The sequence below is a fragment of the Alicyclobacillus fastidiosus genome (assembly GCF_026651875.1).
Lineage (GTDB): Bacteria > Bacillota > Bacilli > Alicyclobacillales > Alicyclobacillaceae > Alicyclobacillus > Alicyclobacillus fastidiosus.
Genome location: NZ_CP104067.1, coordinates 1,978,745 through 2,001,908, shown reverse-complemented (window position 1 = coordinate 2,001,908; position 23,164 = coordinate 1,978,745). Strand labels below are relative to the sequence as shown.

Genomic DNA, 23,164 nt, shown 5'->3' with positions numbered 1-23,164 from the left:
CATTGACGCACCAGTTGGATTGAGCCTGAAGCGACTTGAAGCAGCAAGAACGCGATTTTCAGGGCGAACATGGTGTCTTTCAATGTTGGTTTCCCCTCTCAGTCAGGGGGCCCAGCGTCTCCTGTTCTCATACATATTTTCCTATGTTCCTTATTATTCCGGTTGACGGACAAAACATCGCCGTGTTACTGATACGTTCAGCTTTGGCGCTCAACGCCTCTGGTAACACACTCCTAAAGGCCCTGCATACTCTACATCAGGACTGCGGGGAAGCACGACTGCAACAAAATTCGGGACTCAGTCACAGGTGTCTATCCCCGTACTCCCGCTTCAGCGGACGTACATGTCCCGGATCTCACTTTCTGTGCGCCATCCTCAGCACCTGTCCGTCTCTCGTTTTACACATTCCGATTACACTAGATCATCCGCTGGGACCAGGTGAATGAGATTCATCTCGAAGTTCAAGTCCCACGGTCAAATACGTCTGTAGGGGTTCAAGCGGCAAACACCAAAGAGGGTTATGGTCGTCCCTGCAGGCGGGTACATACGTCGTCGATTGCGAGCTCGCGTCCGCCTCATCCCAGAGGTTCACGCGGGCTACAAACGCACGCGACCAAGCCCCGAAAGGAACTCCTCTGCGCGCCGACCGCCCCTGAAGCTATCTGGGGTCGGGCCGATGCGAAGCCTCCTCTTCTGCTCGTCCTTTGCGACGCTTTACCGCGGTACGAAGCATCTTCATAACCTGATCTCGAATCGGCTTCGGAAAGTCTTTCAGCGATGGTGACCTCTCTTGGTCCATGAGCCCCACTCCTCCTTCGATAGAGCCTATGACGGCCTGGATTGTCCGCTTGCGCGCGACATGCCATGAGGGTTGGCCACTCGCGTCCCGCTCATATGTATTAGTGGTGATGCCATTCAAGGGGGCGCGTCGAATGTCTATCTATCAGGCGATGTCAGGTACCTGCGAGGCGTTGGGAGTAGAGGCTCCGTGATCGCTCTGTACGAACGGGTGTCGACCGAGGAACAATCCACGCACGGGTTTTCGCTCGATGCCCAAATAGAACGCCTCGAAGCCTACTGTAAATCGCAAGGCTGGTCCGATTTTGAACACTTCACAGACGATGGCTACTCAGGTACCAGCATGGACAGGCCAGCATTGCAGCGCCTTCTTGGCTGCGTGGAACGCGGGCAGGTGGAGGCGGTCGTAGTCTACAAGCTGGACAGGCTCGGGCGGAAACAGAAAGACGTACTGTTTTTGTTGGAGGACGTATTCGACCGACACGAGGTGGCGTTTAAAAGCGCCACAGAGCCATTTGATACGTCCACGCCGCTAGGTCGTGCCATGTTAGGCATTCTCGCTGTCTTCGGCCAGTTAGAGCGCGACACCATCATCGAACGCACGAAATTTGGTTTGCAACAGCGCGCGCGGCGCGGACTCTGGCACGGTGCCAGCTATCCGTTTGGGTACCAAATGAACGAACGCGGGATATTGGAGGTCATCCCAGACGAGGCGGCGCTGGTTCGCGAGGTTTTCGCGAAGTTCATCGCCGGAGAATCCCGTCGTTCCATTGCCAAATGGTTGGCGAAACGCACCACCAGCCGCTATGTCGATCCCACCTTCATCCTGAAGATGATTCAGCGTCGCACGTACGTCGGTTCACTGGTGATGAAGGGATGTGAGTTCGCGGGAAAGCACGAGCCGATTATCGACGAGGAGACATTTCGTGCTGCACAGCGGGAGTTGAACTCGCGGCTCGCACGCAAAGGCGCGCGCGGACCTTATCTATTGAGCGGGCTCATGACGTGCGCCGTATGCGGTGGCCCGGTTCATTACATCACCACGCGACAAAAGAAAGCGACCGGGAAAGTGTACACATACGTTCGCGTGGTTTGCCGCAACAAACGCAGAGGTGACTGCAAGACTCGCAGCTTCGTCCATCACCAAATCGAGGAGCTGGTGATCGAAAGAATTCGATCCCTGGAGTTAGCCGAGGATCTGTGGACGCTACCAGTAGATTCGAAGCAAAACGCAAGTCACTTGCCCAAATTGCAACGTGAACTGGACCAACTCGAGGCACAGCGGGACCGGTTAGTCGATGCGATTCAGACGGGGGCACTACCGGTCGGACTGGTCAAGGATCGCCTCGAAAAACTGGAGCAGTCGCGTCGCGCCGTCCTGGTTCAAATCGAAGATGGAACTGCACCGGCCAGCACCAAACGAGACGACACACAAGTCGAAGGCGCGTTCGACTCCGTTCAATTCTTGTGGGATGACTTGACATTTGCCGAACAGCGGCAGATAATTCGGCTCTTGATCAGAAACATCCGAGTTTTTCCCGACAAGCAAGTCGCGCTTGAATGGAACGTTTAATACGCCCTCTTAGGTGTTGTGGTTCGTCATGAATTACACCTACTACGGCATGTTTCTCTGGCTTCCCTCTGTGCTCTCAGAGAAGGGCTACTCACTCGTGCACAGCCTTGGATACGTACTCGTGATGACCTTGGCGCAAGTCCCGGGATACCTCACTGCCGCGTGGTTGGTGGAACGTTGGGGGCGCAAAAAGACACTGGTCACTGCCATGATTCTCGCCGCCGTCGCCGCTCTGCTGTTTGGCCTTGCCAACAGCACGGCGATGCTCATCGTTTGCGGGCTATTTCTCTCTTACTTCATGCTCGCCGCATTTGCCGGCACCTATATCTTTACGGTGGAGCAATTCCCGACCGTCGCACGCGCTACGGGCATGGGATGGGCCGCGGGCTTCGGGCGCATAGGCAGTGCCCTCGCGCCGTTCATCACTGGTTGGCTGCTGGGCGTTCATCTGGGATACGGCTGGATCTTCGGACTGTTCTTCGCCATATTGCTCGTCGGCTTCGTCATCGTCGTGACGCTTGGCTACGAGACAAGAGGCAAGGATATTCACTGACGGAAAAGGTCCGCGGCAGACCAAAACAGCCGACCCTGTGGGCCGGCTGTTTCGTTGGCTGTGACTACACGTGTTGTGGAATACTCTTCATCTTTGTAAACGGGAAGAGAACAAAGTCTGCCTCTCCGACAATCGCGGACCTCGCGACGTACTTGTGAGTCCAGTACCTGCTATCGTCAGATACCGGGCGATTGTCACCCATCATAAAATAGTGTCCCGCTGGCACGTGATAGGTGCCCAGCCCATTTTCGTTCGGCTGAGTGATAATCGGTTCATTGAGTTTCTTGCCATTAATGTAGACGGCATCGTACGTGACCTTGACCGTGTCACCTGGTAACCCGATGACGCGTTTGACATACAACTGCGAAGGGTCGTCAGGAAAGTGAAAGACGACGACGTCTCCGCGCTGCACTCCGTGGATTTCAGTCGCCAATTTATTGACGAGAATGTAACACGGATTTGGAATGGCAGGGTACATTGACTCGGAAGGTACATATGCCGCACTGACCACCCATTGGCGAATACAAAGTGCGATGGCTACACCAATCACAATCGGCATTAACCATCCCGTAAACCAATTCTGCCGTTTTCGTTGGCCCATGCGACAGTTCACATCCTTTACCTCACCAATCTACCACAAAGAGCACCATCGTAGGGTGCCTTTGGTGAGCAATTCTCGACTTTGTTCCAAAAGGTTCACAGACTTCGCATTGGGCGAAACGTCGAAAACTCACAAGCGATCAAGCACTTCGTTGGCTCAGCGTCTCATGCAGATAGGAGAGCAACGCGTTTTCCATGCCCGCCATCGTGACCTGTTGATTGATGATGGTCCGCATATCGGCTGAACCCGGCAGTCCCTTGATATACCACGCGGCGTGTTTACGCATTTCCTTGACGCCGATGACCTCGCCTTTGTGTTCGACGAGCAATTTCATATGGCGCAGCGTGACCTCAAGCCGCTCTTGCACGCTCGGCGCGTCGAGTTTCTCGCCCGTGTCGAGGAAGTGGGCAATCTCGCGAAAAATCCACGGATTTCCGAGCGCGGCACGCCCGACCATCACCGCGTCGCATCCCGTCTCTTCCATGAGACGTTTGGCGTCTTCGGGCTCGGCCACGTCCCCGTTTCCGATGACGGGAATCTTGACCGCCTCTTTCACGCGTCGAATGATGTCCCAATCCGCGCGCCCCGTGTACAACTGCTTCGCCGTCCGCCCGTGCACGGCGACTGCCTGTGCACCTGCCTCCTGCACGGCAAGTGCCACTTCGACCGCATTGACGTGATCGTCGTCCCAGCCTTTGCGGAACTTCACGGTCACTGGCTTGTCCACGTGGCTGGCGACGGCGCGGACGATCTCTGCGGCGTACTTCGGATCCCTCGCGAGTGCCGCACCGGATCCGTTCTTGTAAATTTTTAATACAGGACAGCCCATGTTGATGTCGATGAGGTCCGCGTTCGTCTCGCCGACCATCGCAGCGGCTTTCTCCATCGAATCTTTGTCATAGCCCATCAACTGCAATGAGACTGGCCGTTCGTCTGGCAGAATCGTCAACATTCGCTGACTCTTGGCACTTCCGTGAATCAGCGCCTTATCGCTGACCATTTCCGCGCATACCATGCCAGCTCCAAGTTCCTTGGCTAAAATTCGGAACGGTGGATTGCAGACGCCCGCCATTGGCGCCAAAACGACAGGATTGGCGAGTGTCACACCCGCAATGTTCACTTTCATCTATACAAAACGCTCCTTTTCACTGAATCGGAAACGCGTCGTTCCACGTGTGGCCTCAAAACACGATAAACTGCCAAGTGACATCCTGAGGACAATGATTTTAATTATACGCGCCATTTCGTTCGGTATCAACCGATGCAAAAAGCTTGCGGGGATGCCACAGATGTTTTCTTCAGCGCAGCGGAAAGCCAGCCATTTTGGCGGTCAAAAACAAGTCGATGAGCCACCAAATCCCCACGATCATCATGAGGATATGGCCAATCAAAATGCCCACTGTGAGCGTACCAAACACCGTTAGGGCCAGCATCGCCACACCGCTTCCGACACGACCACAGTACATGCGATGAATCCCTAAATAGCCGAGGAAAAACCAAAGAACGTACGCGAGTGCCACAGACTTTTGCATCATATCGCCCCCACAGCCGTGCGTTGATACAAGTTATGCCGCCACCGCTTGTCAACTTGCACACGAGGACGGCTGTCTGGTTCGCGAACCTCCACTGCGACATTTGATACAGCAACCGCTGAAACACCCATCATGCCAAACAGGGTTACGGTCGACAACAGAAGTGCCGACTGTAACCCTGCGTGCGCCCGTACATTAATGTGGGCTGGCGCTGACCGCGACTCGCGTGTCGTGCACCACGCTCTACTTACACAAACGTCATTCAGCCTCGCCTGTGTGCTGAGAAGTGTCAAACGCCCGGTTTGACCACGACAGAAGGCGAATGGTTTCGCGGTACATCAGGCTCTTGCGAGGAGCGCCAAGCACGACGCTAATGCGCACGTCCGCGCCCTGTTTGACTGCAGTCGCCAGACAGTACATCGCTTTCGAAGTAAATCCGGTCTTGCCGCCGATATATTCACCGATGGGCGTCGCGTGACCGTAGACGAGTCGATTCGTGTTGCGAATGGCCTTCCCGGCCACCGTGTGCTGTTGCGTCTGCATCGCTTCGACAATTCGAGGATACTTGATGGCTTCTGCCAAGATCAGTGCAATGTCTTTCGCCGATGTGGCATGCGCTTCAGCATGAAGGCCGTTCGGGGTGACAAATTGGGTGTGCGTACAACCCAACACCCGCGCCTCCACGTTCATCATCCGCGCAAACCCCGCTTGCGATCCGCCCACGGTTTGGGCGATCCCGTACGCGACGTCGTTGGCGCTCTTCATCAGGAGCGCCCGCAGAGCGTCATCTGCAGGAATTTCCGTCCCGGGTTGGACACCGAGCCGAACCTTCGGTTGGTGCGCTGCCTCCGTCCCCACATAGATCGGGTCATCCGGGTGCATGTGCTGAACTAAGAGAATAGCCGTCATCAGCTTAGTCGTACTCGCTGGGTACATCGCTTCGTCCGCCCGCTTGTCGTAGAGGACTCGTTTCGTCGTGGCATCGTAGACAATGGCGGCCTTGGCATTTACGTATGGACCTGACGGCGCAGAGGTCTGTGCGCACACCGTCTCGCCGCCAGCGACCGATATCCCAACCATGGCGACAAGTGCTGCGCATAGCGCAGTGATGCGTCGAATCCACCGTCGGGATCGCATGTCTCGTCGCATGCAAAAGCCCACCTTTCCGCATTCTCAAACGGTAAGGTGGGCAATTGGGTCAAATTTTATGCTTCGACCTCGCGAACCAGTATGCGCAAGGCGACGGCCGGATCTAGGGAGATGACCTCTCCCCGCACCTCGACCGGAACCCCCGCCTGAAAGCGGTTTTGCGACTCGACCTTCAAGCGGGCGCCGGGGACGAAGCCGGTCTTGTACAGGTACCGGAGGAGATCCAGATCTTCCTCGGCCAATTCCACGATGCGAATGACCTCGACGGTTCTGTCCGGCCGTGCATCGGACAGCGGGATGCCCTTGGGCTGCGCGTATCCGGTCCCCGGAATCACGTTGCCATGTGGACACGTCGTCGGGTTTCCCAACATCTTTGCGAGTCGTTCCTCGACCAGCGGCGAAACGCTGTTCTCGAGCCGCCCCGCCTCGACGTGGGCATCCGCCCAGTCGAGTCCCAACTGATCCGTCAACCACCGTTCTAACAGCCTGTGTCTGCGAACGATTTTCTCTGCCTGCGCGAGGCCGGCCTCCGTCAGAACGACTTCCTTGCCGTCACCAGTGGTCACGTATCCTGCCGTATTCATCCGTTGTAACGTCTGAGAAACCGTCGGTCGAGACACGTTCAAATAGTCCGCGATCTTGGATGCTAGAACGGTTTCGCCTTCGGCCTTAATCACGTAGATCGCTTCGAGATACGCATCCATGGCGTTTGTCCGCGACACACTCATTCCCCCTCGCCGCCGAATACGTGTTGAATTTGAAACTCCGCCCACGTCTCCTGATTCATTTGAAACACACATTGATCTCCATCGCGCAGCGGACCGACACCGGCCGGCGTACCAGTAAACAGAACGTCTCCTCGGTTCAAACCGAAGTGGCGTCGCACGTGCTGGATGAGGGCGTCGAAATCAAACACCATATCGCGGGGATTCCCGGACTGCACTGTCACGCCGTTGACATCAAATGCAAAGTGGCATCCTTCGACGTCGCGAAAGTCTTGAAACCGGTAGAAGTCACTGAGGATGGCCGAACCGACAAAACCTTTGGCGTACTCCCAGGGATGCCCCTTTTCCTTCAACTTCGTCTGTGCAGCTCGATCCGTCAAATCCAAGCCGAGCGCCACTGCCCCTACTACGTCACGAGCGGTGGATGAGGGTGCCACAGGCTTGTCGATGTATAATACAATTTCCAATTCATGGTGGATTTCTTGCCGCGAAGCCGGGAGAGCCACGGTCCCTCGCGCCGCGACGAGCGCGTGCGTGGGCTTCGCAAAAATCATCGGCTCGCTCGGAACCGCGTTGCCCAGTTCACTGGCGTGATCTCGATAGTTGCGGCCGACGCAAAAAATATTGCGGATCTCCTGAAATGAGTCCTCTGCAGAACACCAGTGTCTAAATTCTCCCAATCCAGATTCCCCTCGTCTGCTTTTGCAGCTAGTTTACCACAGTGGATGGTAACTCGACCTGGTACACAAAACGAGCCGAGCAAGGCGCCCGACTCGAGAGGTGGTCCAGAGAATTCACGCGTTGGCGCTGGCCCCGTGCATGACTCAGTCTCAGTTTGCTTTCGCTGTACAGTATTCGTCGAACAGGGCCTTTAATTTGGAAGCCACTGCTTCCGCCGTCGATCCTTCAATGTCGCTGCGATGAAGAACCCCGACCAATTCCCCGTCCTTGAACAGGAACATCGATGGCGAGGATGGCGGCATGTTCGTGAAAAAGGAGCGCGCGCGTTCCGTCGCATCCTTATCTTGTCCGGCGAAGACAGTGACCAAACGGTCTGGCAGCTTGCTGTTTTCCAGAGCCATCGCCACACCCGGGCGCGCGATGCCCCCGGCGCAGCCACAGACTGAGTTTACGACAAACAGCGTCGTGCCGCTCTGCTCGGCCATGACTTCGTCCACTTCTTGCGCACTGCGGAGTTCACGAAAACCGACTTGTGTCAATTCGTCACGCATCGGTTGAATCATCATCTGATAGAAATCCAGTTCCAAACTCACGAGCAAGACCTCCTTGTTAGATCATCCCTTTTCATTATACCCCGGTGCGCGAGCAAATGACAGTTTGGCGAACGTCGTACAAATTTGTGAAGAAGATCGCGCAAAGAATTTGCATGCGGCTTCTCGCGTCGGCTATAACTGGAGAGGATAGAGTTACAGGAATCGACAATCCTCGCAAAGTTCGCGTGAAACGGAGTTCGTTAACCTTGTTCAATGATACATTTCTACGTGCATGCCGACTCGAACAGACGAAGACGGTGCCAGTTTGGTTTATGCGCCAAGCCGGCCGCTACGATGCAGATTATCGGGCAATTCGCGAGCGTTACAGCCTCGTCGAAATCTGTGAGCACCCTGAGGTCGCTGTCGAAGTCACAAAAATGCCTGTCGACAAGTTGGGCGTCGATGCGGCCATCCTCTTTTCTGACATCATGATCCCCGTGGGTGCCATGGGATTGCCATTTGAAATTCGCGAGAACGTGGGCCCTGTGATTGCGTCGCCCATCCGCCACGAGCGGGATGTCGAACGATTGCAAGTGTTCGACGCACAGGAAAAACTTCCGCACGTGCTCGAAACCATCCGCCTTCTTTCCAATGAATTAAGCGTCCCTCTCATCGGTTTTATGGGGGCGCCATTCACACTTGCAAGTTACATGGTCGAAGGCGGTCCATCTCGAGACTATCTGCAAACCAAACAGATGATGGTCAGCCGCCCGGACCTCTGGCAACAGTTAATGGACAAGCTGGCAGACATGATCATCCGCTATGGTCGAGAACAAGTTGAAGCGGGTGCCAAGGCGCTGCAGGTGTTTGACTCTTGGGTCGGAAGTTTAGCGCCAGGGGATTTCGTGCGCTATGTCAAACCCACCATGCAACGCATTTTCGAAGGGCTGAAGCCACTGTCTGTACCGCTCATCTACTTTGGCGTGAACACGGGCGAGCTCCTCGGCGAATTCGCCGCGACCGGCGCGAGTGTCGTCGGTGTGGATTGGCGGGTTCCACTTGCGCGAGCGCGCGAGCGCGTCGGCGGCGGCGTGGCGCTCCAAGGCAATTTTGACCCGGCGATGCTATTTGCGCCGCGGTCCGAAATGGAGCGTCGGGCGTTGGAGATTCTAAAACAAGGCGCGAAAGATCCTGGTTTTGTCTTCAACTTGGGACACGGCGTCAAACCGACCACGGACATCGACGCGCTGAAGTTTCTCGTCGACGTCGTGCACGCGTTTGACCCACTGGCGGGTTAGACGTCGCATCGACCCTGTGCGACCCGCTTGCGGCTGCATCGGATGTCGCCGCGAGCCGGACGCCTGGGACCGTGAACAGGGATAGAGAGATAACAGAAGGGGGTGCCCTCATGACAAAGCCACTCGGGCTTCTCGTAATGGCGTACGGTACACCTCGCAATTTGGACGAAGTGTTGCCTTACTACACACATATTCGGCGGGGACGCGCCCCGTCAGACGAACAATTGGCAGATCTGGTCGGGCGCTATCAGGCCATCGGCGGGGTATCTCCGCTGACGCAGATCACGGACGCGCAAGCTCGCGGGATAGCCGCCATCCTGAACTCTGACGGGGGCCGTCCAGTGAGGCTATATCAGGGAATGAAACACACCGCGCCATACATCGAAGACGCCGTCGCAGCGATGCATGCCGACGGGTTGGACGAAGCGATAGGCATCGTTCTCGCTCCGCACTACTCGCATATGAGCGTCGGCGGCTACCAAAAGGCGGCGAGGGAGAAGGCAGAACAGCTAGAAGGCCCGAAGCTAAAACTCGTGAACCAGTGGCATCTGGAACCCGCCTTTCTCGACATTTTGACCAGTCGAGTGCGAGAGGCGCTCGCCGCCTGTTCCGACCCAAGCAAAGCGGTGGTCGTCTTCTCGGCGCACAGCTTGCCTGAGCGAATTCTCCAGATGAACGACCCATACGTCACACAACTTCACGAATCCGGAGAGGAAGTCGCGCGGCGGCTTGAGCTCAAACACTACCGGTTCGGATGGCAGAGCGCGGGCCAGACGGGTGAGCCGTGGATGGGGCCGGATATCCTCGACGTGCTTCGCAGCCTGAAGGAAGAGGGCTATGAGGAAGTGGTGTCGTGTTCGCAAGGGTTTGTCGCAGATCACTTGGAAGTCCTCTACGACATCGACATTGAAGCTCAACAGGTGGCGAAGGAACTCGGCATCCACCTCGTACGCACCCGCCAGATGAACGACGACAAGGCGTTTCTCCAGGCGCTGGCAGACGCTGTGAGAAAATGTGAACGGCAAGGAGTCGAGGAGTAATGACCTTTCGCGTCGCCGTGATCGGCGCTGGAATTACCGGTCTCACCGCCGCCCGCCGCCTCGCTAACAGTGCAAAACGCGACCAACTCCCGCTCGATATCACCGTATACGAGGAAGATAGACGGATCGGCGGCAAAGTGATGACGTATCGCGAGGGGGGTCTCACCCTCGAGGCGGGGCCCGACTCGATGCTTGCGAGGAAACCTGCAGGCGTAAAGCTCCTCAAGGAACTTGGCCTCGAATCGGAAATCGTGCATCAAAATCCTAGCTCCACGCACACGTACATCGTCAAGCACGGGCAACTGTCGTCCATGCCTCGAGGTACGCACATGGCGATTCCAATGGACGTTTCCACATTTATGGAAACCGATGTGTTGTCTCCTCAGGGAAAACTGCGGACCCTGTTCGATCTCGTCCTCCCGAAAACCGACCTCTCCCACGACATCTCACTGGGGGCGTTCCTCAGGGCCCGCCTCGGCGACGAATGGGTCGACAGCTTGGCCGAACCGCTCCTCGCAGGTATCTACGCGGGCAAAATTGACGATTTGAGCCTCGGCGCCACTTGGCCGCAATTCGGAGAACTTGCAAAGAGATACCGCAGTCTCATCATCGGCGCGCGCACGACGCGGCAAAAACAACCAATCAACCAAAGTGGACGAAGTGCGTTTATCACGGTGAAGGGCGGTCTGGAAACCGTGATCGGGCGGTTGGCTGACGAACTCGGACCGACTGTTAAACTGCGACTCTCCCACCGAGTCACCCGACTCGAGCGCCGGCCAAACGGCTACGAGTTGACCGTTGAATCGATGGGCGAAGAGCGCGCGGCGGCGTTTGACGCGGTCATCATCTGCACGCCAGTCCACGCGATGAATGAGTTGCTGAGGGGACATCTGCCACAGCGATCGAAGGCGTTTGACGTCCCGTACGTCTCCACGGCCACGGTCATCCTCGGCTACCCTGCAGATGCCGTGAACGTAAGCCTGAAGCATGCGTCCGGCTTCTTGGTTCCGCGCTCTGAGCATCGCGCCATCACTGCCAGCACATGGGTGTCGAGCAAATGGCCGCACACCACAGATGATCGGTTTGTCATCCTTCGCTGTTACGTCGGTCGCGCTGGACAAGAGCAGCACCTGGCGCTCGACGACTCGGAAATGGCTCGAGTCGTACACGGCGAGGTACGCGACTTGATCGGGTTGACGCCGTCTCCTGTGTTTCACAAGGTGACGAGATGGGAACGAGCGATGCCAAACTACCCGGTAGGTCACGTAGAGCAATGGCACCAGTTGCAAGAGGACATTCGCGCCACACTGCCTGGCATTCGCGTAGCTGGTGGCGGCTATCGGGGCCTCGGGCTGCCAGATTGCATTGCACATGGCGAAGAAGTGGCGGCAGAGACGCTCTCCTATCTCTGTTCGCAACGGGTTGCGCGGTAGTTCACTCGCACATCCTGTCCCAGGTCGTTCCGCCATCCACCGTTTTCAGCAGCACGGTGTGTGCGTAGTCGCGTGACTGCAAATGGACAAATCCCTCCGTCTGCGACAGGAATTGAATCGCCAAGACGCGAGGGTAGCGAGGCAAAGCCGTTTCGAGCGCCGGCGAAGGCACGTTGTGCCACAGCCGGCCGGAGTCGTTCGTCACCGTCAGTCGGCCATCCCGAATCGCATAACCTGAATCTGAATCTAGCCAGTGTACAGGGTGCCCCATGTAGTCTGACGTGGCGTCGTCGAGTGTCTGTGCGACCGTCGCTTGAAGATGGGTTCCGCCGTCGTTCGTATGATAGACGACCGTTCTGACCACTGCGTGTCCGGCGTCTGTACCGAGATAGCGCGCTACAAACGTCCCCTCTTGCTCGTGCATTACCGGTTTGTACGCCCGAACACACATAAAGTGCGTCAAACCGGATGGCGCGGGAATCGTTCTGGCGTGCCAAGTAGCCCCCCCATCTGACGTGAGATAATCGTGCAACTTTCCATCCGCCGCGACGGCGACAATCCACCCACAGCGCTCGTCACGAAATTTCACAGTAGCTTGCGTAGTGCCGACCAGTCCAGCGTCTCGTGATCCTGGCGCAACGTGCTGAATCTGCATTTTTGGCGCCCGCGTCTGAAATCGGACGAGATCGTGCGACGTCCCTGCCGCCGCATCGCGGAAAATGGCCCAGCCCACGCCGCCCCGAACCATCGTCACGCTCTCCAACGCGAATTCAGATCTGGGTAATGCGAATTTATGTACACGCCAATGGCGCCCGGAGTCATCCGCCTGCAAGACGGTGAACTGTTTAGAGTCGTTCGTCAAGACATAGATGGATGCTCCATCCGCCACTTCGACGAAGGGCGTCGGGTTCGGCCCCCGACTTTCAAGCGCTGAAGAGTACGCAGCGGGTAGGCTGAGGTCAAGCCAACGACGGCCGCCGTCGGTCGTCCTCTGCATGTTGAAGTTGCCGTCCATGAACCCCCATCGATAGCCTGTGAGATCGGATGAAAAATGGAGGTTGTCCCACGTGTTGCTGCGCTTTAACTGACTCAGGTGCACGGGCGCAGGTACGGCGCGTTCGGGGCGAATGCTCGTGACAGAAGCTGTGATCCGCTCGCGCGAAAGCCGCACACTCACAGATGGTTCGCGGTTCGAGGCGAGCGCCTGCAGGCGATGTGGGCTACCGCACCCGACCACGCCCATCGCGAGTATCACCACAATCAACACTGCACCTGTGAACCGCATGATGTACGCTCCCTCTCCGACGTTCCATTCTCGTCTTCTGGTAGCTTGTCTGACACTACAGTTTCCATACGTGCACCAGAACACGAGTGGTTCCCGCGAACACTGGGCTGGCGCCACGCGGCGCACACGCTCGCCAACGCGAAAAAGGGTGTCCAGCAAGTGTGGGGGACACTTGCTGGACACCCCGAGTCCGCCGAGATTTGCATTCACGGATGTACCAATTTATCTGACGAGTTTATTTGACGAGCGAAAGAACTTCTTCTGGCTGTGCGGGAATTCGGTCGTAAAACTGCATTGCACGATAGTTGTGAATGCGATGGCACACGGTCGTCATCATGCGCAGGACGCGGTCATCGCTTATCTTTTGCGACGGAGACCAGTACAGAAGATCCATCGTGTACGGCTCACCGTGCCGGTCTTCCCGTTCGTACTGAACACCATGCGCCATCGCAAACCCGTTGCGCTCATAAAAACGGCGTCGTTTTTCGGTATCCACATCGTTTGGGTCGACGGGCTCAACTTCTAAGAGGATAGGAACATGTCTGGATTGAAGCTGCTTCAGCAATCGACTACCCACGCCACTCCCCCGTTGGTCTCGATTCACCAAAAGATAATCGATGAACAAAAAATCTGAGAAATCCCCGTAGAGAACCAGGTACTCTCTCGTCTCCAGTAAACCGTAGTACGGTACATCCTCCACGAGCGCCTGCAATTGGCGAACGTGCTTCATCTCGTGAGCTGGGAAATAACTGGCCAACTTGCGGTAATACGACGGCACAGGTACATCTTTGACAATGCTCATAACGCTTCGCATTCCTCCCCTCGAATACAGCCTGGAAGAACGCGGGCGATGGCCCGGCAGTTCTCCAGGCCACCATCATTATAACAAAAATTCGGCCACGGGCGTGAGCTAGGTTTGCCTACAGCAAAGCCCCAATCGCCTCCAAAAAAGACGTGTGCACAGCATAAAAAGAGGGAGCGACCACAGAGGTCTGCTCCCGGACGGCAACACAGCACTACCGTACCGACGATGCATCAAATTCTCTTCAAAACCTCTGATTGCCACACTATTCATAGAGCGCTACAATGGGTTGTATTTGACGAGAAAGGCCGGATGAACTTGCTTTACGAACATCACGTAACGGTCTGGATCACGCTTGCTGTATCCGGACTCTTGTCAGGCTTCATCGATTCGACAGTCGGCGGCGGTGGGCTCGTCTCTCTTCCGGCACTCCTGTTCGTAGGGTTTCCGCCCGCAGCTGCATTGGGGACCAATAAGCTGGCTGGAACCATGGGCTCGCTGACGAGCACGCTCTCATACCTTCGCTCTGGAAAAGTCACCTACCGCGTGGTCGGCCTTTCGTTCCCACTTGCTGTCCTTGGCGGCGCGAGCGGCGCCGTGGTCGTCCATCACCTGCCGTCGACGTTTCTCCGCCCGCTCGTCCTGATTCTCCTCATCCTCGTAGCCGGCTACACGCTCTGGAACAAGCGGCTCGGATTGAACCCGAACCGGGAGTCGCTGACGCGCTCAGTCTTTCTGTTCGCATGTCTGGCGGCCCTCGTGGTGGGCTTCTACGACGGGTTCTTCGGCCCTGGGACAGGCTCGTTTTTGATGATGATTTTTGTCCTCTTGGGTTTTGACTTCGTGAACGCCAGCGGCAACGCCCGCACCCTGAATTTTGGAACCAATTTGGGCGCGTTGTCCGCATTTGTCACCCTCGACGCGGTACACTACCTGGCCGGTCTGATTCTCGGTGCCGGTATGGTGATTGGGGCGATACTCGGTTCACAGTTCGCCATCCGTCGCGGGGCCAAGTACGTACGTCCAATCTTCATTGCGGTCACTTGTTTTGTCATCGCTCAGCAACTGTATACGCTGCTTGCGGACTGAGAAAAGTGGGGCAAAAACATGCTCGAAACAGCTAGGCTTTGGTTCCGCCCGTACCGTGTCGACGATTTCCTATTTTATTTAAGTCTCTGGCAAGACCCAGACGTCGTGCGGTTTATCGGGTCAGGAGAAGTGCACGAAAAAGCACATTTAAAGATGAACTACCCGTATTGGCTCTCGAGGTCTGAACTCGGTAAGGGCGTACTCGTCATGGTCTTAAAAGCGACCCAGCAACCAGTTGGACACGCAGGTTTGGTCCCGATTGAGATAGACGGCAGATTGCACATGGAACTCGGTTATTGGGTGGCAAAACGCCACTGGGGGCGAGGTCTCGCGACAGAGGCAGCGCTATTCTTCCGCAATCTCGCCTTTGAGCAACTCCATCAGAGCGAGATCGTCAGCTTGATTCAACCAAACAATGTACGCTCCATTCGGGTCGCTCAAAAGATCGGGATGCAACATCAGCGCGATACGGTGTTTCGAGGAACACTTGTCCACCTCTACGCGATGGACATACGCACCTATCGCGAATTGCCGCATGAAGACCAGTGCTAGACTTGTCCCGCAGAACATAAGATGGACTGCGGGAGGTGCCGTTCGTGAGCGACACGTTGTTCGTCTTTCTTCTAATACTCGCCGCATCATTCGTGTTCAGTGCGTCGTTGAGCCGGATTCCACTCCTGCGCATCCCATCGACGGTCGGTTACTTGCTGTTCGGTGTTCTCCTTCAAGCACCCAGGTTGCACATCACAGGGACAGAGGTGGATTGGCTAAACCATCTGGCCGACTTTGGGCTCTTGTTCCTGATGTACATCTCGGGGATGGAAATCGACATCAGGCAGCTCCGCCCAGTTGGCAGGCATTCTCCAACCGTCGCCACCGGACTGTCTATTTTTTGCGGGACGCTCTTACTCAGTTTCGGCATCTCATTGTGGCTGTGCCACTTGACCCCACCTCCGACGAACCCTTACATGTTGGCACTGCTGTTTTCGACTACGTCACTCGGCGTCATCTTACCGATTTTGGAAGAAACCGGACTCCTCAAATCGACGTTTGGACAGACGCTCCTCGTCAGCGCCCTGCTGGCCGACTTTCTCACGATGTTTTTACTCTCCATGTTTATTACGATTCAGATATCAGGCAGTTTCACCCGGGTGCTCCTCACCTGCGCCATCATTCCATTTACCATCCTCGTCTATGGCGTGCTTCGCAGCGTGCAGCGGCTGCCCGCGCTGCGCCGCCTCGCAGGCGACGTACAAGTTCGCATCCGAGCCGTCGTGGCCCTGCTCTCCGTCACTGTCACCCTCGCCGATTTCACTGGCGCTGAACCGATTCTAGGCAGTTTTTTGGTCGGGATGTTAGTGTCGGCACTCCCGTTTTCTTTCAAGGACAAACTGCGCGACTACAGCCACGGGATTGGCTATGGCTTCTTCATTCCACTATTCTTCATCTCGGTCGGACTCGACTTCGATTTTCGATCCGTCCTATCCCGCGACACGCTTGTCTGGATTCCCGTTCTCACCGTGGTGGCCTTCGTCGTCAAGCTCATCCCTTCCCTACACCTCGTGCGGCAGTTTGGGTGGCGCAAGGCGATGGGGGGAGGCATTTTGCTTTCGGCACGACTGAGCCTCATCGCGGCCGCTGCACAAATCGGTGTACAAATCGGAACGATGTCACAGCAGTTTGCGGACTGTATCATCCTCGTCGCGGTGTTCACCAGTATGCTGTCACCCATCGCCTTCGTGGCAATCCTCTCAAAACAGCGGTCAGCAGATATATCTTCATGACGGCTTTCAAGCGTTATTCAATGATTGCGTGGCATCATAAGGTCGTGCAAGACCCCTTACTCCGTTTGGCGCAATGTGTTCCCCGCATTGCGCCCTTTTTTGTGTGGTCGAATCGAAAGGATTTTCAAGGATTCATGTCGAAGCAGGAAGTTGGATGAATCTCGTAAATTTTGTCACCTTTTTCACATTCGACCTCATGATTAGGCGGTGACTTCGTGGGCTATGAATCCATTGCGGTCAATCGAGATCCGTTGACCAACCTGCTCTCCCGCAGTCAGTTCCTGCTCGCTGTGGGCACTCAAATGCCCAATATTTCGTCGTCGTCGATTGTGTTCATCAACCTGGATCGATTCCGACAAATTAACGAGAATTTTACATACGGCGTCGGCGACACAATATTACAGGAGATTGCCCGCCGAATTGTTCACCACGTCCCGAGTGAATCCCTCGTCGGCCGCTTTGGCGGCGACGAGTTCGTGGTCGCATGCTTCAACATGGACGGTGACGCAGTCTACACGCTCGCCGAACGCATTCTCCACGCACTTGCGGAACCACATCGAGTTGAAAACAGGGATGTCGTCGTGACGGCCAGTATCGGTGTCGCCACGCAACCATCCGAAGGCTCCCTCTGCGAGCGCGCGCTCGTTCTCGCCGAATCCGCCTCGAAGTGCGCGAAAGACGCCGGGCGAAACCAAGTGTGCGTCAGTTCAAACGCTGTTTCTGAGGGAATGCTCACCCCACTTATCGTGGAGACGATGTTGCGCAATGCGCTGCGCAACAAGGACTTGGAGATTTACTATCAACCAAAGATCCAAGCCAAATCCATGCAGGTGGTGGGCGCGGAAGCGCTCTGCCGCTGGCGTCACTCCGAATTCGGTGAAATTCCCCCACATCGATTTATTCCGGTCGCAGAGTCGAGCGACTTGATTCTGCCAATCGACGAGTACGTGTTGCGCTCTGTCTGCGAACAAGGGGCCAGATGGCTGCAGGACGGGTACCGCGTGCGCATGAGTGTCAACGTCTCCAGTCGTCAATTCGGCCAACCGGGGTTCCCAAAACTCGTGCGGGACATCCTTCAGGACACGAAGATGGACCCCAGCCTACTCGAACTGGAAATCACGGAACGGACAGCCATGCACGATGTTGACCGAGCGGTTCACACACTCACCGAGCTTCGAAACCTCGGCGTTCGAATCGCCATCGACGATTTTGGCATCGGCTATTCTTCATTGAGTTATCTGATGCGCTTTCCTGTACACACGCTCAAGATTGACCGCTCCTTCACCGCAGGCATCCAGAGCGCGGCCAATCAAAACCCGGTCATTGGCGCGATTATCTCGCTCGCCAAGTCCCTGAATTTGAACGTGGTTGCCGAAGGCGTGGAGACCGTCCAGCAGTTTGACTTTCTGCGGGATAACAAGTGCGATGAGATTCAAGGCTATCTATTCGGTGAGCCGGTCCCACCCACGGCGTTTCAGTTGACGGCATTCGAGTCCTCTCCTCAACCACGCGGGTTCCACCCGGGACAAGACCACAACACACTGGCACTTCAGTTGGCTGAATTCGAGTGGTTGGAACGCGTCGGGATGGCTGTCTTAAGAAGGAAAGACTTAGGGGAATTGGTGAGTGCGTTACCGGATTTCATCGTGGAGCGGATTCCGTGCGACCGCTTTAGCATTGAACTTGCCGGGGAAGATGATCGTTACTGCCTGGTTCACGAAGCGTCCATGCGCGACGACATTCCAGCGAGGATAGTTGGGACGTTTGTACCGACGACCAAGAGTGGACTCAATTTCGTCCGCAAGACAAGGCTACCGTCCATGTGCAAAGACATCTTGAAAAACCCTGAGTTCCATGAGGATTATGCGCTAAGTGCACAAGGTATCCGCAGCATCATTCGCGTACCCTTACTACAGGGTCACGAGGTATACGGCATGTTTACGCTGCAGTCCAGTCACGCGGAGCTATACAACGACAACGACCGTCGGTTGCTGCACCGCCTCGCCTCCCGGCTAGGAGGCAGCATCTATGCCGCCTATCAGAACGAGCGACAATTCGGGCACGCCTATCTCGATCACACCACAGGATGTTATACGCGAGGCTTTCTCAGCTCCCTCATACTGTCGGAAGATCCGGTGACATTTCTCGAAAAGGTGTGTCATCGCCCGTTTCCAGTGTCGATGGATTTATCCCTGCTATTCTTATCGATTGTCGATTTTGAACACCTCCACCTCGGCGAAGGCGAACAAGCAATAGAGCGTCTGGCGGAACTGGTGCGCTGTAACATGGGCGAGTACACGCTCCCTGTTCGCCTCAGTTCAGGGGATTTATTGGTCGTCGTATTTGGCGATGCTGCCCTCGAGGTGGCGCACCTGAAACGCCAGTTGACCGAACAACTGCAAATGCTGCAAACGCGCGCTGAGCGGCTTGGGGACCCAACGCAGGCGTTTGACGTACGAGCGGGAGAGTCCACAGGAAAGCTCTGTAGTCTGAACGACTTGTACCTCCAATCGTCTAGCAGGGCGATGGAGCTTCCACCTCTGTGCCTGAGGCATCTAGGGCGACGTTGACGTCACCTGTGATGTAGAACCTTGAACTGGTTGACGCCGCCACACTCTGGACACTGGAGTTGCACCGAGCACTCCACATAGTCGCCCTGCTGTGCGCTGACCGCAATAGTAGCATCCACCTCATTGCCGTGACTGATGATGACGTTGCCAAAGACATCTCCTGTCCACGGAATGTTGTGGTCACACACGAAACACTTGTGAGACGCATGAATCTCATGATTGATCATCGCTGATGCCTCCTACTCAACCGTAGCTTGAACGATGATCCTGAAATCGATACAAAAAAGTCTGGGCTGTACCGACAAAACGTGTTCCATCGGTACAGCCCAGACTTTGTATCGCACCATCCGTACGATTATCGACCGCCGCGCGCCGCGATTCGCAAGAAGCGGTTTTTCTCCCGCTCTTCGCTCATCGTCGTCTCGTCGCCATGGCCCGGATACAAGAGCAGTTCATCGTCCCACGCAAGGATTCGTTCCAACGAAGCTTCCATCGCTTCCGGGCTCGATTCCTCAAGGTCTGTCCGACCGACCGTCCCCTTGAATAACGTGTCTCCTGTGACGGCGAGGGAAGTGCCCACAAAACAAACCCCACCAGGGGAGTGTCCAGGCGTATGCCAGACTGTAAACGCCTCTGATCCAAGCGTCAACACATCGCCGTCGGCCAAATACCCGTCCGGGGTACGCAGCAAAGCGCATTCCTTGCCTATCCATCGCATCGCATTGAGTGGCGTGCGCGCCCAAATGTCTGCATCCGCCTTATGCACGTAAGCGGGGCAGTGATACTTGTCGCGAACGAGATCGACGCCCAGCACGTGGTCGAAATGCGCGTGCGTGTTCCAATTGGCTACAACACGCAATCCGTGTTGTTCGATGTATTCGAATACGCCCTCCAACTCGTCGTACCCAGGGTCGATGATCACGGCCGGGCTGCCCGGTCTGAGCGACTCCGATAGGACGTAACAGTTGGACCGCAAGGGACTGACCACAAAGCGGCGTACTTCCATCCTCATTGCCTCCTCTTCTACGTCAAAGATGACCATGCGCGAACCAATGTCAAAAATTCTTGGCGCTATCGAGTAGAATGGTCACGGGTCCATCGTTGACCAGATGTACGTCCATCATCGCCCGAAAGACACCTGTCTGAACCGATAATCCCACCGCCCGCAACCGCTCGTTGAAATACTCGTAGAGGCGATTCGCCTCCTCCGGCTCTGCGGCTTGTGCGTAGCTTGGGCGGCGTCCCTTGCGAACGTCGCCGTAGAGGGTGAACTGACTGACGGAGAGCACGCTGCCACCCACCTCGGTGATGTCGCGGCCCATCTTCCCATCTTCATCGGCGAAGATCCGAAGATGCGCGACTTTGTCCGCCAGATAATCGGCATCGTCCTCCGTGTCCCCGCGCCCAACGCCGACGAGTAGAACCAGGCCAGATGCAATTTCCCCCGTCACCCGACCGTCCACCTCGACGCGCGCCGGACCACTGCGCTGCACAACAATCCGCATACAAGACTCTCCTCACTGCACCATTCTTCTCACGCTGTAAATGTCCTTTAAGCGTTTCAACCGTTCAACGACACTTCGAAGGTGGTCCAAGTTGCGGATGCGAACACTCATGTGAATATGCGCGATTTTCTTCGCATCTGCGCGAGCACTCACAGCCGTGATATCCGTTTTCGTCTCGGCGATGGCGTTCATCACTTCGTTCACAAGCCCATGCCTGTCTAACGCCGTGACTTCTATCTCGGCGTTGTAGGACCAATCCTTACTCGTCGCCCACTCGACTTCCAGTGCCCGCGTTCCGTCCGCCGTGAGTGATTCCACGTTCGGACAGTCTGTGCGGTGAACCGACACACCGCGACCTCGCGTGACAAATCCCACGATCTCGTCCCCAGGTACAGGATGACAACAACGCGCAAAACGGATGAGTAAGTTGTCCACCCCTTTAACGCGCACGCCTGTGTCACTCGGCTTTTGCTGCGTCTTCGACGTGAGCGACAGGGAATCGACCGGCTTCTCGTCCTGACTCCTGCGATGAGCCTCGACCAACCGCGTGACGACTTGAGCCGCGCTCATCCCGCCGTAGCCAACCGCGGCAAACAGGTCTTCATCCTTGCCAAAACTAAACTTGTGCAAGGCCTCATTGAAGAATGGGGCGGCCATCAACTGCTTTGGATCCAGACGTTGGCGCAACAGTTCCTTCTCGATGAGTTCCCGCCCGCGAGCGATGTTCTCCTCGCGTTTCTCACGCTTGAACCACTGGCGAATTTTGCTCTTCGCCTGTGAGGATTGTACGATTTTCAGCCAGTCACGACTCGGTCCATAACTGTGTTTCGAAGTGGCGACTTCGACGATATCGCCCGTGCGCAGCCGATAGTCGAGCGGCACCATTTTTCCGTTGACCTTCGCGCCGATACATCGATTGCCAATGGCGGTGTGAATCCGGTATGCGAAGTCGATGGGAACCGACCCCGCGGGCAGTTCAATCACATCACCCTTTGGCGTAAACACGAAGACCTGGTCTGAAAAGAGGTCAATCTTCAGCGTCTCCATAAATTCCTGAGCGTCGCGGAAGTCCTGCTGCCATTCGAGAACCTCGCGGAACCACGCCAGTTTCTTCGCAAAATCGCCCTCCGCGCGCTGTGAAGCATTGCCTTCCTTGTAGACCCAGTGCGCCGCGATTCCATATTCCGCCGTCTGGTGCATCTCCCACGTGCGGATCTGGATTTCCAGCGGTTCACCGTTTGGCCCGATCACGGTGGTGTGCAAACTTTGGTACATATTTGCCTTTGGCATGGCGATGTAATCTTTAAACCGCCCCGGCATCGGCTTCCACATGGTGTGGATGACGCCCAGCACGCCGTAGCAATCCTTGATGCTTTCGACCGTGACGCGGATGGCGAAGAGATCGTAAATTTCGTTGAACTCTTTGTGCTGCGTGGTCATCTTGCGGTAGATGCTGTAGATGTGCTTGGCCCGGCCACTGACCTCCGCTTTCAGGTGAAGCTCTGTGAGTTTCTCACGCAAGAGGTCCATCACACCATCGATAAACTGCTCACGCTCTTGCCGCTTGCGCGCCATCAAGTTGACAATGCGGTAGTATTGCTGCGGGTTGAGATAGCGCAGGGAGATGTCTTCCAACTCCCACTTGATGGTGTTGATCCCCAAACGGTGCGCGAGGGGGGCGAAGATCTCAAGCGTTTCACGCGCCTTGCGCCGCTGTGTCTCGGGGGTCTGGTAGCGAATCGTGCGCATATTGTGAAGCCTGTCCGCCAATTTAATGATGAGCACCCGGATGTCCTTCGCCATCGCCATGAACATCTTGCGGAGGTTCTCTGCCTGCTGCTCTTCCCGCGAATCAAACTTGATCCGCTTTAACTTTGTCACGCCGTCGACAAGCGCGGCGACTTCAGCTCCAAAATTCTGGAGAAGGTTCGCGTCGGTCACTTCGGTGTCCTCGACGACATCGTGAAGCAGAGCTGCAATGATGGCTGTCGCATCGAGCTGAAGCCCGGCCAGGATAAACGCCACAGCGAGCGGGTGGGTGATATAAGGCTCCCCAGACATGCGTTGTTGACCAGCATGTGCCCGTTCTGCGAACAGATACGCCGCACGAACGTTTGCCACCTCATCTGCGCTACAGTATGTCTTTAATTGCTCGCAAAGCGCGTCAATCGTCTGTTCAGACATGCCGCTCTCCCCCCCACTCGCTCAAAGCG

23 protein-coding genes are annotated in these 23,164 nt (G+C 56.1%); 9 read left to right on the top strand and 14 right to left on the bottom strand.

The annotated features are described in order from the left end of the window. Positions 1 to 658: 658 nt before the first annotated feature. Positions 659 to 799: a hypothetical protein gene (locus NZD89_RS09960; protein WP_268007557.1), complete on the bottom strand. Its 141-nt coding sequence runs from the start codon at positions 797 to 799 to the stop codon at positions 659 to 661. Between the two features lie 189 nt (positions 800 to 988). Here NZD89_RS09960 and NZD89_RS09955 point away from each other — a divergent pair, with 189 nt between their 5' ends. Further along, a complete protein-coding gene (locus NZD89_RS09955) occupies positions 989 to 2,371 on the top strand; it encodes a recombinase family protein (protein WP_268007556.1) in 1,383 nt (460 codons plus the stop codon). A gap of 28 nt (positions 2,372 to 2,399) precedes the next feature. Further along, a complete protein-coding gene (locus tag NZD89_RS09950; protein WP_268007555.1) occupies positions 2,400 to 2,924 on the top strand; it encodes an MFS transporter in 525 nt (174 codons plus the stop codon). 64 nt (positions 2,925 to 2,988) lie between these two features. Here NZD89_RS09950 and lepB read toward each other — a convergent pair whose 3' ends face one another. The 7 genes from lepB to NZD89_RS09915 all read right to left on the bottom strand — a co-directional run bounded on the left by lepB (position 2,989) and on the right by NZD89_RS09915 (position 8,205). After that, the gene (gene lepB / locus NZD89_RS09945) at positions 2,989 to 3,525 is read right to left on the bottom strand and encodes a signal peptidase I (protein WP_268007554.1); all 537 of its coding nucleotides are present in this window, start codon (positions 3,523 to 3,525) and stop codon (positions 2,989 to 2,991) included. A gap of 139 nt (positions 3,526 to 3,664) precedes the next feature. After that, on the bottom strand, positions 3,665 to 4,651 hold the full coding sequence (gene dusB / locus NZD89_RS09940; RefSeq protein ID WP_268007553.1) for a tRNA dihydrouridine synthase DusB: 987 nt from the start codon (positions 4,649 to 4,651) through the stop codon (positions 3,665 to 3,667). 172 nt (positions 4,652 to 4,823) lie between these two features. Further along, positions 4,824 to 5,057, bottom strand: coding sequence for a TM2 domain-containing protein (locus NZD89_RS09935; protein WP_268007552.1), 234 nt, complete (start codon positions 5,055 to 5,057; stop codon positions 4,824 to 4,826). Between the two features lie 258 nt (positions 5,058 to 5,315). Beyond that, entirely contained in the window at positions 5,316 to 6,206 is an 891-nt protein-coding gene (locus tag NZD89_RS09930; RefSeq protein WP_268007551.1) for a D-alanyl-D-alanine carboxypeptidase family protein, read from the bottom strand. Between the two features lie 56 nt (positions 6,207 to 6,262). Further along, a complete protein-coding gene (locus NZD89_RS09925) occupies positions 6,263 to 6,934 on the bottom strand; it encodes a metal-dependent transcriptional regulator (protein WP_268007550.1) in 672 nt (223 codons plus the stop codon). After that, positions 6,931 to 7,611, bottom strand: coding sequence for a fumarylacetoacetate hydrolase family protein (locus NZD89_RS09920; RefSeq protein WP_268007549.1), 681 nt, complete (start codon positions 7,609 to 7,611; stop codon positions 6,931 to 6,933). The genes NZD89_RS09925 and NZD89_RS09920 overlap by 4 nt, the downstream gene beginning before the upstream one ends. 150 nt (positions 7,612 to 7,761) lie before the next feature. Then, a complete protein-coding gene (locus NZD89_RS09915; RefSeq protein ID WP_268007548.1) occupies positions 7,762 to 8,205 on the bottom strand; it encodes a BrxA/BrxB family bacilliredoxin in 444 nt (147 codons plus the stop codon). Positions 8,206 to 8,261: 56 nt separating this feature from the next. Here NZD89_RS09915 and hemE point away from each other — a divergent pair, with 56 nt between their 5' ends. The 3 genes from hemE (at position 8,262) to hemG (ending at position 11,916) form a co-directional block, all read left to right on the top strand. After that, complete coding sequence (gene hemE, locus NZD89_RS09910; protein WP_268007547.1) at positions 8,262 to 9,443, top strand: uroporphyrinogen decarboxylase; 1,182 nt, start codon at positions 8,262 to 8,264, stop codon at positions 9,441 to 9,443. 110 nt (positions 9,444 to 9,553) lie between these two features. Continuing rightward, the gene (gene hemH / locus NZD89_RS09905; RefSeq protein ID WP_268007546.1) at positions 9,554 to 10,483 is read left to right on the top strand and encodes a ferrochelatase; all 930 of its coding nucleotides are present in this window, start codon (positions 9,554 to 9,556) and stop codon (positions 10,481 to 10,483) included. Beyond that, positions 10,483 to 11,916 (top strand): protoporphyrinogen oxidase, encoded by a 1,434-nt coding sequence (hemG, locus tag NZD89_RS09900; protein ID WP_268007545.1) that lies wholly within the window; start codon positions 10,483 to 10,485, stop codon positions 11,914 to 11,916. Before hemH ends, hemG begins: the two co-directional genes overlap by 1 nt. Before the next feature lies 1 nt (position 11,917). On the opposite strand, the gene NZD89_RS09895 is transcribed toward hemG, so the two are convergent. Continuing rightward, positions 11,918 to 13,201 carry a sialidase family protein gene (locus NZD89_RS09895; RefSeq protein ID WP_268007544.1) on the bottom strand — a complete coding sequence of 428 codons (1,284 nt, stop codon included), beginning with the start codon at positions 13,199 to 13,201 and terminating at the stop codon, positions 11,918 to 11,920. Positions 13,202 to 13,436: 235 nt separating this feature from the next. Beyond that, on the bottom strand, positions 13,437 to 14,003 hold the full coding sequence (locus NZD89_RS09890) for a GNAT family N-acetyltransferase (protein ID WP_268007543.1): 567 nt from the start codon (positions 14,001 to 14,003) through the stop codon (positions 13,437 to 13,439). Between the two features lie 312 nt (positions 14,004 to 14,315). Here NZD89_RS09890 and NZD89_RS09885 point away from each other — a divergent pair, with 312 nt between their 5' ends. From NZD89_RS09885 to NZD89_RS09870, 4 genes are all read left to right on the top strand, one after another. After that, positions 14,316 to 15,092: a TSUP family transporter gene (locus tag NZD89_RS09885; RefSeq protein WP_268007542.1), complete on the top strand. Its 777-nt coding sequence runs from the start codon at positions 14,316 to 14,318 to the stop codon at positions 15,090 to 15,092. An 18-nt stretch (positions 15,093 to 15,110) separates the two neighbouring features. Then, complete coding sequence (locus NZD89_RS09880; protein ID WP_268007541.1) at positions 15,111 to 15,644, top strand: GNAT family N-acetyltransferase; 534 nt, start codon at positions 15,111 to 15,113, stop codon at positions 15,642 to 15,644. A gap of 44 nt (positions 15,645 to 15,688) precedes the next feature. Next, the gene (locus tag NZD89_RS09875; RefSeq protein ID WP_268007540.1) at positions 15,689 to 16,876 is read left to right on the top strand and encodes a cation:proton antiporter; all 1,188 of its coding nucleotides are present in this window, start codon (positions 15,689 to 15,691) and stop codon (positions 16,874 to 16,876) included. A gap of 215 nt (positions 16,877 to 17,091) precedes the next feature. Beyond that, complete coding sequence (locus tag NZD89_RS09870) at positions 17,092 to 19,446, top strand: EAL domain-containing protein (protein ID WP_268007539.1); 2,355 nt, start codon at positions 17,092 to 17,094, stop codon at positions 19,444 to 19,446. A gap of 2 nt (positions 19,447 to 19,448) precedes the next feature. Here the strand turns inward: NZD89_RS09870 and NZD89_RS09865 are convergent, their stop codons facing one another. The 4 genes from NZD89_RS09865 to NZD89_RS09850 form a co-directional block, all read right to left on the bottom strand. Continuing rightward, the gene (locus NZD89_RS09865) at positions 19,449 to 19,673 is read right to left on the bottom strand and encodes a hypothetical protein (RefSeq protein WP_268007538.1); all 225 of its coding nucleotides are present in this window, start codon (positions 19,671 to 19,673) and stop codon (positions 19,449 to 19,451) included. Positions 19,674 to 19,801: 128 nt separating this feature from the next. Further along, the gene (locus tag NZD89_RS09860) at positions 19,802 to 20,452 is read right to left on the bottom strand and encodes an MBL fold metallo-hydrolase (RefSeq protein ID WP_268007537.1); all 651 of its coding nucleotides are present in this window, start codon (positions 20,450 to 20,452) and stop codon (positions 19,802 to 19,804) included. Positions 20,453 to 20,501: 49 nt separating this feature from the next. After that, the gene (gene dtd / locus NZD89_RS09855) at positions 20,502 to 20,951 is read right to left on the bottom strand and encodes a D-aminoacyl-tRNA deacylase (protein ID WP_268007536.1); all 450 of its coding nucleotides are present in this window, start codon (positions 20,949 to 20,951) and stop codon (positions 20,502 to 20,504) included. Positions 20,952 to 20,963: 12 nt separating this feature from the next. Beyond that, the gene (locus NZD89_RS09850) at positions 20,964 to 23,135 is read right to left on the bottom strand and encodes a RelA/SpoT family protein (protein WP_268007535.1); all 2,172 of its coding nucleotides are present in this window, start codon (positions 23,133 to 23,135) and stop codon (positions 20,964 to 20,966) included. Positions 23,136 to 23,164: the final 29 nt, after the last annotated feature.